At 59.4% G+C, this 13,683-nt stretch carries 11 protein-coding genes; 3 read left to right on the forward strand and 8 right to left on the reverse strand.

The genetic code is table 11. The features are described 5' to 3' along the window. Positions 1 to 11: 11 nt before the first annotated feature. Complete coding sequence (locus ACP7E6_RS03815) at positions 12 to 431, reverse strand: hypothetical protein (RefSeq protein WP_426228033.1); 420 nt, start codon at positions 429 to 431, stop codon at positions 12 to 14. A gap of 679 nt (positions 432 to 1,110) precedes the next feature. Between ACP7E6_RS03815 and ACP7E6_RS03820 the strand changes: the two genes are divergently transcribed. After that, positions 1,111 to 2,853 carry an ATP-dependent nuclease gene (locus ACP7E6_RS03820; protein WP_426228035.1) on the forward strand — a complete coding sequence of 581 codons (1,743 nt, stop codon included), beginning with the start codon at positions 1,111 to 1,113 and terminating at the stop codon, positions 2,851 to 2,853. Positions 2,854 to 2,908: 55 nt separating this feature from the next. Here ACP7E6_RS03820 and ACP7E6_RS03825 read toward each other — a convergent pair whose 3' ends face one another. The 3 genes from ACP7E6_RS03825 to ACP7E6_RS03835 all read right to left on the reverse strand — a co-directional run bounded on the left by ACP7E6_RS03825 (position 2,909) and on the right by ACP7E6_RS03835 (position 8,133). After that, the gene (locus tag ACP7E6_RS03825; RefSeq protein ID WP_426228037.1) at positions 2,909 to 3,382 is read right to left on the reverse strand and encodes a DUF3828 domain-containing protein; all 474 of its coding nucleotides are present in this window, start codon (positions 3,380 to 3,382) and stop codon (positions 2,909 to 2,911) included. Between the two features lie 390 nt (positions 3,383 to 3,772). Beyond that, on the reverse strand, positions 3,773 to 7,147 hold the full coding sequence (gene uvrB, locus ACP7E6_RS03830) for an excinuclease ABC subunit UvrB (protein ID WP_426228038.1): 3,375 nt from the start codon (positions 7,145 to 7,147) through the stop codon (positions 3,773 to 3,775). Positions 7,148 to 7,266: 119 nt separating this feature from the next. Next, positions 7,267 to 8,133, reverse strand: a complete 867-nt coding sequence (locus tag ACP7E6_RS03835) for an RDD family protein (protein ID WP_426228040.1) — start codon at positions 8,131 to 8,133, stop codon at positions 7,267 to 7,269. A gap of 271 nt (positions 8,134 to 8,404) precedes the next feature. On the opposite strand from ACP7E6_RS03835, the gene ACP7E6_RS03840 reads away from it, so the two are divergent. After that, complete coding sequence (locus ACP7E6_RS03840) at positions 8,405 to 8,758, forward strand: DMT family protein (RefSeq protein ID WP_426228042.1); 354 nt, start codon at positions 8,405 to 8,407, stop codon at positions 8,756 to 8,758. A gap of 12 nt (positions 8,759 to 8,770) precedes the next feature. On the opposite strand, the gene ACP7E6_RS03845 is transcribed toward ACP7E6_RS03840, so the two are convergent. Continuing rightward, complete coding sequence (locus ACP7E6_RS03845; RefSeq protein WP_426228044.1) at positions 8,771 to 9,655, reverse strand: RDD family protein; 885 nt, start codon at positions 9,653 to 9,655, stop codon at positions 8,771 to 8,773. A 218-nt stretch (positions 9,656 to 9,873) separates the two neighbouring features. Here ACP7E6_RS03845 and ACP7E6_RS03850 point away from each other — a divergent pair, with 218 nt between their 5' ends. After that, positions 9,874 to 10,647: a hypothetical protein gene (locus ACP7E6_RS03850; protein WP_426228045.1), complete on the forward strand. Its 774-nt coding sequence runs from the start codon at positions 9,874 to 9,876 to the stop codon at positions 10,645 to 10,647. 93 nt (positions 10,648 to 10,740) lie between these two features. Here the strand turns inward: ACP7E6_RS03850 and ACP7E6_RS03855 are convergent, their stop codons facing one another. The 3 genes from ACP7E6_RS03855 to ACP7E6_RS03865 all read right to left on the reverse strand — a co-directional run bounded on the left by ACP7E6_RS03855 (position 10,741) and on the right by ACP7E6_RS03865 (position 13,512). Continuing rightward, the gene (locus tag ACP7E6_RS03855) at positions 10,741 to 11,583 is read right to left on the reverse strand and encodes an N-acetylmuramoyl-L-alanine amidase (protein ID WP_426228047.1); all 843 of its coding nucleotides are present in this window, start codon (positions 11,581 to 11,583) and stop codon (positions 10,741 to 10,743) included. Between the two features lie 250 nt (positions 11,584 to 11,833). After that, positions 11,834 to 12,700 (reverse strand): ATP-binding cassette domain-containing protein, encoded by an 867-nt coding sequence (locus tag ACP7E6_RS03860; RefSeq protein WP_426228049.1) that lies wholly within the window; start codon positions 12,698 to 12,700, stop codon positions 11,834 to 11,836. A gap of 32 nt (positions 12,701 to 12,732) precedes the next feature. Next, a complete protein-coding gene (locus ACP7E6_RS03865; RefSeq protein WP_426228546.1) occupies positions 12,733 to 13,512 on the reverse strand; it encodes an ABC transporter permease subunit in 780 nt (259 codons plus the stop codon). Between the last annotated feature and the right edge of the window lie 171 nt (positions 13,513 to 13,683).

Raw genomic sequence — 13,683 nt, forward strand, 5'->3', positions numbered from 1 at the left:
GGCGGCAGACATCAGTAGCACCGGGCGGGGAAGGTGGCGGCGGCTTGCAGCGAGACCGGGCGACGGCCGGACTTGCGCGACAGCTTGTACCACCACGGCAGGGACGCATGCAGCCAATGGCCGCGCGGCTGGGCGCGGCGGACGATCTCGCCGACCAGCGCCAGATAGGGATCGTCGATTGCGCCGATATAATGGGAGAGGAAATGCAGCGGGTCGTCGTCAGCCCATTGGCAGGTCCGCAGCACTCGCCTGTAGAATGTCTGGCCGGCCGCATCGAGAAGGCGCAGGCAATCCGGAGCCTGCGGCGCGGCGCTGAGGCAGCGGCCACGCCGCCGGCAGGCGGGATCGGTGCAGAGATCACCCGGCAGGCCGAACATCTCGATGGTGCGCTGCCGCAGGGCTGTCTGGCGCTGCTCGTAGGACGATATCATGGTTTCTCCTGATGGTGAGCCAATGGCTGGGGGGCGGGAAGCGAGCACGCCGCCGCCTTCGCGCGGCCGGACGGCCCGCGGTTTGCCTGCATGCCGTTTTCGCCTGCGCGCTCTGCGCGCAGGAGTTCGGTCGGGGCGCTCGCAAGAGCCTCGTTGGGTAATGGGAAAGTGGCTCTCGCCAGCGCCCCGTTCGGCGGTTTTTGCCCGCAAACTTGTTCCGCTACGGCCTTTCAGCCCTCTGTGCATCGCACGCCCGCAGCAGCTTCAGCCTGCGGAGGGGAACTGTCTCGCGAACCCCGGATGGGAGGACTTCCGTCTTTTCCTCAAACCCGGCACCGGCCCCGCCTCGCTGCCACGGCTGGCAGTGTATCCGTGGCGGAACGGAAGAAGTATGGCACGGGTTTTGGGGGCGGGGATTTTGGAGGGGTAGTGGGGAGGGGGATGGCGCAAACAGATTTTGCTAAATTATTGATTTTACGCTCACTGTCGCCGGAGGAAACAAGGCTCAGTGTCATGATTTCACGCAAAATCATCCCCGCGTAAGAAGACGCTGCAGCTTTCGCTTGGTTTAATTAAAAGCGCGCAATCTTCCGGTTCATCCCATAGTTGTTTTACAAATTCGCGCAAATTGCTCCGGGAAGCATTTTGTGTCTAATTCCTTGCAAACTAGGAAGCTGAGATGTTGACAGAAATACGGCTAACGAATTTTCGAAAGTACGAAAACTATATAGTTTCGTGCAAAAAGGGTAACGTTTTAGTAGGTCCGAATAACGCGGGCAAATCAGGAATTATTGAAGCATTGCGCATCCTTGATAATTGCATAAGAATCACAAGACGAAAAAAACCAATCCCAATACAGATGCCAAATGGAGACGTCGGTGATGGTTTTCTTATTCTAGAATCTGCCATAGACGTTGAGTTGAGTCATTCAAGCCACAACTATATCGATGCTCCATCGATATTAGAGTATAAAATCTCAAACGGTACCAAGGCTATAATTGTGATACGGCGCGATGAGCAGGTCCAATTTATTTTGGATGGTGGTGGTCCTCGCATAAACTCAATAGCAAAGTTTCAAAAATATTTTCCGTTAGAGCTAACGATTGTCCCAACTCTCGGTCCTCTTGAGAGAGAGGAGGTATATGTTCAGGATGATACAATAAAAAAATCGATTTCCAGGAAGACTTCAAGTCGTCATTTTAGGAATGTCTGGTATCGTAAGACTCAAGAAGATTTCGATGTTTTCGCTACTGACGTGTCTTCTGCTTGGCCAGACATTTCTATTCAGAAGCCCGAAAGAAATATCGGTGATCGATCATTGCTCGAAATGTTCTATAGCGAAAATCGGTATGATCGAGAGGTAAGGTGGGCCGGCTTTGGGTTTCAGATTTGGTTGCAGATACTCACACATCTCAGCCGAGCGGGAGCTGATAGTGTTGTGGTCATCGACGAGCCAGATATCTATCTCCATCCTGAAATTCAAAAAAAGCTTTTAAAGCTTTTAAGAGACAGATTTTCACAGTTTATAATGGCCACTCATTCGGTTGAGATAATCAATGAGGCTGATGAGATGGAGGTTGTTTCAATAAACTCAAAGTATAAGAGCGCTAAAAGAATTAAATCTGAAGAAGATTATAATAATATTAGAATATACGTCGGATCTTCCACAAATTCTGATTTTGCTAGAGTAGCAAAAACTAGAAAAGTTGTTTTTGTGGAAGGAGAAGATAGAAAAGTTATGCAAATACTTGCCAGGCGTTTTGATTTGCACTCTTTGTCGGCCAGTGCTGTTCCATTTGTCAAATTAGGCGGGTTTCAAGGGTGGGAAAAGGCATTAGGTGCCGTTTGGGCATTTAAAGAGATATTGGATTTAGATATTGAGGTCTTTTGTTTGTTTGACTCGGATTATCGCTGTTCCGAGGAAATAAAATCATTCGAAGAGAAGATTGGTTCGGCTGGACTTAGGTGTAATGTTCTAGGAAGAAAAGAAATAGAGAATTACTTCCTAGATTTTGATGCACTTTACCAAGCTGCCAACAAAAGGTCGCGGGACAGAGTTAAAAAAGAAATTGGTGTCGCTGATTTTTATAAGCTATTGGAAAATATAACCAAGAAAATAAAATCCAGAGTATTTGCCCAGCGTGGAATGAAAGCGGTAGAATATCATAAATCGATTGGCGACAAACGTGACTCCGCGACAGTTTCTCAGTTAATTCATGAGGAAACGGAAGAGCTTTGGGCCGATATGACAACCAGACTACAAATTTGTCCTGGAAAAGAGGTGCTGTCGGAACTGAATTCCAGTCTGCAAACATGCGGCATAGGATCGCTTACTATGAGGATGATATCGGAGCAAATTAAGGTAGAAAACTTCGATAAAGAATTCTTTTCAATACTTTCTGATCTCGATAGACTAAAGTAAGTTGAGGACCGTCTTTAGGGCGACTTGCGGGCAGGGTAACTTGTATTCGAATCCCCTACCGCGCCCCATCAAACAACGCACTCAGGCTCCACGGATAGTCCCCCTGCTGGTTGGCGATGTCGTCGACTTTCCAGCCGCCGTGTTCCTTGACCAGGGTGTAGTAGAGCGTCACCGGCTCGAAATTCTTGAACGTCACCTCGACCTCGGCGGTATCGTCGAGGACGATCGGCTGGCCGACTTCGACCTCGGTGGCTTGTCCGTCCTGGCCTGATATCACCGGGTCGAAATCGATGGTGCCGCTGTCGCCGGGTTCGGTCGTGTCGGCATCGTCCTGGAAGCGGGCGTTCAGCTGATCGGAGAAGAACGGCGAATAGAGCGACGGCGCGTTTTCGGCCGTCCGGCTGGTGTCATTGCTGTAGAGCGACTTGAGCAGCGCTTCCGGGGTCTTGTAGGTCTGGGCGGCGGCGGGCAGGGCCGAGAGCGCCGACAGGGCGAAGACGGCGGACAGGAAGAGGGCGGGCAGGCGCATGGCGGGTCCTTTGGCGGCGGGTGTTGCTTGAGCAGTAGCCGATGGGGAATGGTCTGGCCATGCAGCATTTTTGGGGATGTGGGTGTGGTGTGCTCTTCTCCCCAGCGGGGAGAAGTGCCGAGCGGATGCGAGGCGATGAGGGGGCTTCGGCGCAGCTGGAGCCAGGTAGAAGCTGGCCTTCGGCCCCCCTCATCCGGCCCTTCGGGCCACCTTCTCCCCGCTGGGGAGAAGAGGGAGCGGGTGGAGTTTGAGGATGGCGCGGCACTCTGCCGGCAGAGCCGGCATCTCCCCACAAGGGGGGAGATCGGGTCCGTGGTCTGGGCTGTCACCCCACCCCGGCGCTTTGCGCCGACCCTCCCCCTCAAGGGGAGGGTGTTTGGGGGGAGGGTGTTATTGGCCGGGGCGGCCGGTCTTGCCCTTGGTTTTCTTCTGGCGCTTGAGGTCGCCGGCGTCCTCGTAGGAGCCGGCGCCGGATTTGGCGCGGATGAAGGGTTTTGGGTCGCCGGCCCCCCTCACCAAGTTCGCCGAACCAATCGGCTTTGCCTCTTGGGGATCCTCTCCCCGCTGGGGCGAGGAGGACGCGCCGCGTTTTTCCGGCTGGCCTTCGAGCAGCGGCGAGACGCGTTTTGCGGGCTCGGTCTTTGGCTTTTCCGGCAGCTTGCCCGTGGTGTTGAGCGGCTTTTCGGTGCGGCCGACGGTCATTTCGTCGAGGCTGTTCTTGCGGAACAGGCTGGTTTCCGGGCGGGCGGGCACGGCGATATTGTGGCCGATGTCTTCCAGCGTGGGTTTGCGGAAGCCTGATTGCCCCTGGCTTCCCGCAGGGGGGACGGAGCTGTCCGATGCCGCCGGTTTGCGGGCCGGGCGGGTCATGTCTGTGCCTGGGCCCATGTCGTCGAGGGTTGGTTTGGCAAAGAGGCTTTTTCCCTCCCCCTCGTGGGGAGGGTGGCCCGAAGGGCCGGGAGGGGTGTTTGCGGCAGATTCAGGTGATGGGGTCTGCCCCTCCCCAACCCTCCCCACAAGGGGGAGGGAGTCGAGTGAGGATGCCGGGCCCTTCCTTTTCGAGCCGGTGGGCTTGCCACCGCCTTCCATCGCCCGCGCCACATTGTTTTGCGTCCCTGTCCGGCCTTCGGCCGTCCGCGCCTCTTGTCTCGCCATCGGGTCGTCCATGACGGCGAGTTCGGCGGCTTTGAGGCGTTTGATTTCGTCGCGCAGGCGGGCGGCGGTTTCGAAGTCGAGATCGGCGGCGGCGTTGCGCATCTGCTTTTCGAGCGCTTCGAGATGGGCGGCGAGATTGTTGCCGACCATGTCGGTAATGCCGCCCTTGACGCCCCTGATGCCGATATCGGCACGGACATGGTCCTTTTCGTAGACCGAATCGAGGATGTCGGAAATGCGGGCCTTGACCGATTCCGGGGTGATGCCGTGGGCCTCGTTATAGGCCACCTGCTTTTCGCGGCGGCGCGAGGTTTCCTCCATGGCGCGCTTCATCGAGCCGGTGATGTTGTCGGCATAAAGGATGACCTTGCCGTCGATGTTGCGCGCGGCGCGGCCGATGGTCTGGACCAGCGAGGTTTCCGAGCGCAAAAAGCCTTCCTTGTCGGCATCGAGGATGGCGACGAAGCCGCATTCGGGAATGTCGAGGCCTTCGCGCAAAAGGTTGATACCGACGAGCACGTCGAAGGCGCCGAGGCGCAGATCGCGGATGATCTCGATGCGCTCCAGCGTGTCGATGTCCGAGTGCATGTAGCGGACACGAATGCCCTGTTCGTGCAGGTATTCGGTGAGGTCCTCGGCCATGCGCTTGGTCAGCACGGTGACCAGCGTGCGGTAACCGGCCAGCGCCGTCTCGCGGATTTCGCCAAGCACGTCGTCGACCTGGGATTTGGCCGGGCGGACTTCGACCGGAGGATCGATCAGCCCCGTCGGGCGAATGACCTGTTCGGCAAAGACGCCGCCGGCCTGTTCCATCTCCCAGGCCGCCGGCGTTGCCGACACCGCGATCGTGTCCGGGCGCATGGCGTCCCATTCCTCGAAGCGCAAGGGCCGGTTGTCCATGCAGGACGGCAGGCGGAAACCGTATTCGGCAAGCGTTGCCTTGCGGCGAAAGTCGCCCCGGTACATGCCGCCGATCTGGCTGACGGAGACGTGGCTTTCGTCGATGAACAACAGGGCGTTGTCGGGGATATATTCGAACAAGGTCGGCGGCGGCTCGCCGGGGCTGCGGCCGGTGAGGTAGCGCGAATAGTTCTCGATGCCGGCGCAGGAGCCGGTGGCTTCGAGCATCTCGATATCGTAGCGGGTGCGCTGCTCCAGCCGCTGGGCTTCCAAGAGGCGGCCGCCCTTTTCCAGCTCGGCCAAACGCAGTTTCAGCTCCTCCTTGATCGACTTGATCGCCTGGTTGAGCGTCGGGCGCGGCGTCACATAGTGGGAGTTGGCGTAGATTTTCACCGACTTCAGGTCGTCGGTCTTCTGGCCGGTCAAGGGATCGAATTCGGTGATGCCGTCGATCTCGTCGCCGAACATCGAGATACGCCAGGCTGCGTCTTCCAGGTGGGCCGGGAAGATTTCGATGGTGTCGCCTCTCACCCGGAAGGAGCCGCGCTGAAAATCCATGTCGCGCCGCTTGTATTGCTGGGCGACGAGATCGGCGAGCAATTGCCGCTGGTCGAGCCGGTCGCCGACCGTCATCTGGAAGGTCATGGCGGTATAGGTCTCGACCGAGCCGATACCGTAGATGCAGGAGACCGAGGCGACGATGATGACGTCGTCGCGCTCGATCAGCGAGCGGGTGGCCGAGTGGCGCATGCGGTCGATCTGCTCGTTGATCGAACTCTCCTTCTCGATGAAGGTATCCGAGCGCGGCACATAGGCTTCCGGCTGGTAATAATCGTAGTAGGAGACGAAATATTCGACCGCGTTGTCGGGGAAGAAGTTCTTGAATTCGGAATAGAGCTGGGCGGCCAGCGTCTTGTTCGGCGCCAGGATGACGGCGGGGCGCTGGGTGGCCTCGATCACCTTGGCCATGGTGAACGTTTTTCCCGAGCCGGTGACGCCGAGCAGCACCTGGCTCCGGTCGCCGTTCGACAGGCCCTCGACGAGGTCCTTGATGGCGGTCGGCTGGTCGCCGGCGGGCTCGAAATCGGATTGCATACGGATGGCGATGCCACCTTCGGACTTTTCCGGCCGGGCCGGCCTGTGCGGCGTCCACAGCTTGCCGTCCTTGAACAGAGGATTGCCGCTCTCGATCAGGGCGGAAAGGGCCTCGACGGTGGCGGTGACGGCGGAGGGGGCAAGCGCATCCTCAAGCGCCGTGTCCATGCCGGCCACGGGATTCAAACCGGCGGCGGCGCGGGCTTTCGGGTCGGACGTGCCGCCCATGGAGGTGCCGCGGGCCGACCGGCTGGCGCCGACCGCATCCTTAGCGCTCACGCTGCCGGCGCTCTGCGCCTTCGCTCCGCGAGGGCCTCGCACGGGCTCGGACGCCCGTTCGGGCTTGCCGCCTGCGGCCGATTGCGCGGCAGCCTCGTTTTTCGCCTTCTGGGCGGCGATCTCGACCTTCTTGCGGTGTTTTCCGGCCTTGGAGGCGACGTCGTGGCGGGTCTCGATGGTTTCGGCCTCGGCCATGCGCTGCAGCTCGTTGGCCCAATCGGCGACGTTCGACGACAGGGAGCCGGACGACAGGGGCGCGCCTTCGAACGGGGCCTGGGGAGCTTCCTCGAAGCCGCCAAGGTCGGGATGGGAGGATTTTTTCGGTGCTTTTGACATGGGGGGAATATGGAGAGAGTCCGGTGAAATGTGAAGAGGGCGATGAGTACAAAAAGGCAACGGGATGGTGGGCTACTGCCAGTTTCTGGCAACAGAAGACGGGTGTTCCGTCAGTGTGCCTATCCCGCCGCTCGGGAGGATGGCCGGTCCTGCCGCACCACAGTGCAACCGGCAATCCGGTCATAATAGGTCTGGCCACGCCAGGACAGAAACGGTAGCAGCCACCAGAGCAATTGTCCTATGCCGCAACCAATGACCAGCACGGCAGATAACGGCAAGTTCGTCGCACTCATCTCGCGTGATTGGGTAATCAGATGACCAAAAAAATCGGGTCTCAGAAAAGTATGCACAGTCGTCGCGATGCTCGCAATGCTGCCAATCATCAGCGGTGCGAATTTCAGCAGTTCTCGCCGCGCGGCTCGGGGAAGGCCCGGCGCGATGCCATGGGGTGTCATCACCTTCAACCTTAAAAACCGTTTCCCGGGCGTGCGACGGCCATGGGTGGTGAAATAAATGAAGAGGCCAATGATGGCAGCGAGCGGCAAAGATGATGTCAAGATTTGCGAAAGCAGTGCGGACCGCATTTCGCCGGGTGGAAGCGGAGCGCCGTTCTCGTCGGATGCCACGGTAACCCATTTCGACCAAGTATTGAGCCCTTTTGTCTTGGTGGTGGTGGACGTAAAGACGTAACCGGTCCTGTCAAACGGAAACGTCTTGCGGCAGAGGGTGTTTGTTCGCTCCAGCCCGAATTCCAGCGGCCATTCACTATCGACCTGCGCCACCAACGGGCTCGGTGGAGCGGGGCGGCATTCGGTATAGATCATGGTACTGACCCCGATATTCCATGGGCTAAGCACGCTAACTACCAGCAAAACAGCGGAGATTGCGATGTAGAACAGAATGTTGTCGATGATGAATGCGAGCCCGCGACGCCAGAAAAGACGTTGCGGACCATCCGCGTAGCGCGACGCTGAAGATGCAGTCATAAAATCCCCGGGTGTATTTTGTCTCGATATTTAAATCCTCTCGCGAGCGAGTCAACGTCTGATTGCATAAAAGCGTGGCCGCGGCGCTGCAGATAGCGGGCAGAGCAACAATGGCCGACTTGTCAAGAAGTGCACGCGGGAGATGGTGTGCTCTCAACTTCACATCGTTTTGAGTTCGGCGAGAGGTCCACGCCGGTTTCCAGCTTGAACGGCGAAGGATTGGCGGTACATGCTTGCCCGCCTATCACACCATTGTTCCAAGGATTCGCTGATGCCCTTTTCGCTGAATACGGCTGCCGTGCTGCCGATCGTTTTGCTCGTGTTGTCGAATGTCTTCATGACCTTCGCATGGTACGGCCATCTGAAATATACCTCGTCGCCGCTCTACATGGCTATCATCGTCAGCTGGGGCATTGCGTTCTTCGAATATTGCCTGGCGGTTCCGGCCAACCGGATCGGCCATGAAGTCTATTCGGCGGCGCAACTGAAAACGATGCAGGAAGTGATCACGCTGGTGGTGTTTGCGGGTTTCTCGGTGTTTTGGCTGAAGGAATCGCTGACCTGGAACCACGCCATCGGCTTTTGCATGATTGCCGGCGGTGCGGCGTTCGTGTTCAAGGGTTAGGTGCTCCTGCTCCTAATGCTGGGAAGGTGTGGACTGATCTTCGATGGCGTCCGACCGCAGCACGATGCAGCCGGCGAGGCGGTCGTAAATCGTCTGGCCCTGCCAGAGGATGAACGGGCCGAGCCACCAGAGGGCACCGAGGAGCCAGGCGATGAGGCCGACAGCGAGCAATGTGCTGAAGTCGGGTGCCTGCATGTCGCGGGCGGCATGGATGACATCGACGAATGCGCCGGAGGCCAGTGTCGATAGTCCCGGCAGGTTCTGGGCGGCATGGATGGTGACCGCGATGCCGAGAAGGCAGGATGGCAGGAATTTCCAGATTTCCCTGGTCAGGCAGTGCTTGAATGGCGGCACGGTGCGCGCAATGTCGAGGATGCGCAGGAACATCAGGGCCTTGCCGGGTGTGCGTCGGCCGGATGCCGTTATTCTCGCGGTTGCCAGAACGAACAGCGCCAGGAGGAAAAGCTGAAGCAGGATGTTCGACGCCGTGCTGGTGCCGGAAATATCCAGCGGGATGGCTTTTCCGTCCTGATCGATGCCGATCGACACGAAGCGGCTGGCGCCGTTTGCGTCCGCGGTTTTCGTCACCGTTGAAATGAAGAAGCGCTGCTGCATGCCGATGCTGGAATTGATGCAGATCTGGTTTGTCCGGGTTTCGCCGTCAGCCAGCGGCCATCCGGTTTCGACCTCATGGATCAGCGGACTGTCCCCCGTGACCTCGCATGTTGTCGATTGTCCGATGTAAAAGCCGAGGTTCCAGCCGGTGACGGCCTGGAGCGGCAGAGCCAGTACCATCAGGATGCTGTAGAACACCGCAATATCGACAGTGAACGCGACGGCACGCCGCCAGAACAGGCGCGGCGGGCGTGTTGTGGGCATGAAAATACCAGCGGTCATCGAATCTTCTTTCAGCGAGCCCCGTGATCTGGGTTCATAGGGTGTCATGCCTGGCATCGGCAATGGGCCGCGCAGGCTTTTCGAAGTGCGGTTTTTCGCGGATTGACATTTTCCGGCCATGGCGGCATCGGCTTTTACGCCGATTGCCATCTCACCGGCGGAGCGGCAAGCAAGGTTTTGTGTCCGGGCGTTGAGCCACCGGCCATCTGCAGACAGGAATGAACGGGACTGGCATGCTTCTCTTGAAACTGACTTTGGTTCCCTTCTTTCTGTTTGCCGTTTCGATGGCGGCCGTGCGCTGGGGACCGGGCGTGGCAGGCTGGCTTGCCGGATTGCCGATCGTGGCGGGGCCGATCCTCTATCTGCTGGTGCTGGAGCAGGGGCCGGTGTTTGGCGTCGGTGCCGCTGCTGCGGCCCTGTCGGCCATCTTCGCATCCGAAGCCTTCAATCTGGCCTATGCCTGGACGTGCCGCCGGTATCCCTATGGCATCGCGGCGCTGATGGGGCTTGCGGCGTGGTTTGTCGCGGCCGTCGGCCTGACGAGCCTGCCGGGAACGGCTGCCGTTGCGCTCGGTGCGGCGCTGCTGGGCGTTGTCGCGGCACAGATGTTTCTGCCGCGAACGAATGTGGCCAGCAAGGTGATATCGATCACCCGGACAGACCTGATGATGCGCATGGTGGCCGGTGCGGTTCTGACGCTGGCCGTGACGATGCTGTCGGCTTCGCTTGGCGCACAATGGAGCGGGGTGCTGACGGTTTTCCCCCTGCTGGGTTTGATCCTGTCGGTGTCCTCGCAGCGCGCCTATGGGCCGGACTTCGTTGTCCGGCTGCTGCGCGGCATGGTGCTGGGGCGCTTTTCGTTTGCAGCCTTCTGCCTCTGCCTGATCTGGCTGCTGCCCAGGCAGAATGCCGAGATCGCATTTCTGCTCTCCTCCGTCGTCTCCGTCACCGTTCAATGGGCGAGCCGGCAAGTGGTTGCCATGGCGCGGTGAGGTCTGCCGCCGCAAGCCGCTCCGACGTCCAGCCGCTCTAACGTGCCGGGGCGGGCGGGGGGCGTCGAGGGTGATGCGCTGGGCCGCCGGCGGTCAGGCCGCCCGCAGCCAGACGCCGTGGACCCAGCCGGAGAAATCCGGATCGCCGTTGTCGTTGAGCACCGAGACGTAGCGCCAGCTGCCTTCCTGCTCGTGGACGAGCACCGGCGTGCCGTCTGACAGAGCGTCCGGCCGCACTTTAGGATGTTCTGCCCCCGGTCCGGAGCGGATGTTGAGGCCGGTTGGCGAGCGTACCCGCCAGATCGCACTATCCTCGACGGCATCGCCGATGACCCGGGTTTCGAAATCCGCCATGCTCCAGGCTGGGCCCGGATCGGATTTGCGGCCGGGGGAGATATCGTCGTGGCCAAGAATCTCATCAATTCCATAGGCGGCGCAGATAGCCTTTGACGCAGCCACGCAGGCGTCGATCTGCGCCTGTGTGAACGTTTCCCATCCGATGACGGGGCCGCCGAACTTGTGACGGGCCTGAACCACGAAACCTGGATCGACCGGAATGCCCGTCCAGGACAGCCAGCCCTTTCCTGTCCGGTTCAGCGGTCCCCAGTTTTCCAGCTCGATGCCGATCGAGGTGCCGTTCAGGGCCGTGTGTTTCTTTCCCGCCTTGTCCGTCCACATGCTTTTGCCGGCGTGCCAGGCCTTCACGTTGAGGGGCACGCATTGGGTAATACGGCCGGCGCGGTCGATCACCAGATGGGCCGAGACCTCCGCACTGGGCTTGGCGAAATAACGGGCCATGTCGTTGCCGAGGCCTGATGCAGTAAAATGAATGATCAGAAACTGCGGCTCAATCTCTCCGCCGATATTGGGAGAGCGGATGAACTCGACATTGCTGCCACCCGACGAAAGCTTATGATTCTTGACGGTGTAATTCATGGATTTCACCCCCCCCTGCAGCGCAATATCCGCGCGGCATGAGAGTAACAAAAAACATGGTTAATGCAACTTAATATTGTAAATCTGGTTTAGTAAATTTCAGGTTGCAGGTGATTGTGATGACCTGGCGGTGCGTTGCGGCAACCCCATCCGGCAGCCTTCGGCGCCGTGAAAACGATGTGACGGATTGATTTTCGGGGCGCCGTTCGATCGGGTCGGACGGTCTGGCGCACGAATGCGCCGCAAAACGCTACTTGTTTTCGCCGAACAATGTGTCGAGGATACGCCCTTCCAGCCGCGCCAGTTCCGGCGAGCCGTGGCGGCGGGGGCGTTCCAGCGGGATATCGAGATCAAGCGCGATCTTGCCATGATCGATGACGATGACGCGGTCGGCCAGCGCCACGGCTTCCGCAACGTCATGGGTGACCAGGACGGCCGTGAATGTCTGCTGTTGCCAGATGCTTTCAAGCAGATGCTGCATCTCGATGCGGGTCAGCGCATCGAGCGCGCCGAGCGGCTCGTCGAGCGCCAGAATATAGGGATGGGCGACAAGCGCCCGGGCAAGGGCGACGCGCTGGCGCTGGCCGCCGGAGAGGACGGACGGCCATTCTTCGGCACGGTCGGCAAGGCCGACTTCGTTGAGGATGGCGAGCGACTTTTCGCGGGCTTGCGCGCCCTTGGCGATGCCGGTCAGGCCGACCTCGACATTTTTGGCGATCCTGGCCCAGGGCAGAAGACGCGGTTCCTGAAACATGATGCGGGTTCGGTTTTCACCTTGCGCGCCCTTGTTGACCGTCAGCGTGCCGGATGTCGGCTTGTCGAGACCGGTCAGGAGCCGTAGCAGCGTGCTCTTACCGCAGCCGCTCTTGCCGATGACGGCGATGAACTGGCCGGCGGGCACATCCAGATCGATATTGTCGAGCACGGTCTTGTCGCCGAACTTGCGGCTGATGCCCCGGAAGGAAAAGGCGATGTCGCGGTTTTCCCGCTCGCGCGGCTTGGGAGCGGCATAGGGGAACCATTGGCCCGGGGCGGTTTCGCGCAAAGCCCGCGCCTCCGCCGTTTCCTTGGCCGTGTGAGCTGGCTTGATTTTTTGATCGAGGGCGATGACGGACATTTTTGGTACTCCGTATTTCGTTTCGCGAGAAATCAGGCGGTCTGGAAGGCGGGATGCCATTGCAGCGTCAGCCGTTCCAGCAACCGGGCAAAGCTGTCGGCGAGCTTGCCGAGCAGGGCGTAGATCAGGATCGACAGCACGACGACGTCGATCAACAGGAACTCGCGGGCCTGCATGGCCATGTAGCCGAGGCCGGAGGAGGCGGCGATGGTTTCGGCGACGATCAAAGTCAGCCACATGATCCCCAGCGCATAGCGCAGCCCGACGAAGATGGCGGGCAGGGCGCCGGGCAGGATGACGCGGAAGAACAGCGTAGGGCGCGACATGCCGTAGACGCGGCCCATCTCGACCAGCTGCGGATCGACGCTCTGGATGCCGAGCAGGGTGTTGACATAGATTGGGAAGAACACGCCGAGCGCCACGAGGAAGAGCTTTGCCTCCTCATCGATGCCGAACCAGAGGATGACCAGCGGGATCAGCGCCAGATGCGGGATGTTGCGGACCATCTGCAGGGTCGTATCGGTCAGGTTGCGCGACAGGCCCGAAAGGCCGTTGGCAAGGCCGAAGATCAGGCCGATCGAGCCGCCGATGACGAAGCCGGACAAAGCGCGGGCGGTGCTGACGCCGATATTGCGGACGAGTTCGCCCGACAGGAGCAGGCGCCAGAAGGCCTCGGCAACGGCGGACGGAGCTGCCATGACATTCGGCGAGATCAGCCCGGTGCGGGCGGCGATTTCCCAGGCGAGAACGATCAGGGCCGGCAAAAGCCAGCCCGTGCCATTGCGCAGGATCGATTGACCGGTGGATTTCATCATCTGCCCTTTGCTTCGATTGTTTCCGGCTTCGATTGTTTCCGTTGTCCTGGAAACGCGAAAACACTCTGTCTCTTTGTCTTTACGCAACACCGCTGCGTACCCTTGCTGGAACTGCTGCCTCGTGTGCCGGCCCGGATCGACCGGCACACCGCATTTCCTGGGAGGAAA

Source organism: Pararhizobium sp. DWP3-4 (genome assembly GCF_049898205.1).
GTDB lineage: Bacteria > Pseudomonadota > Alphaproteobacteria > Rhizobiales > Rhizobiaceae > Pararhizobium.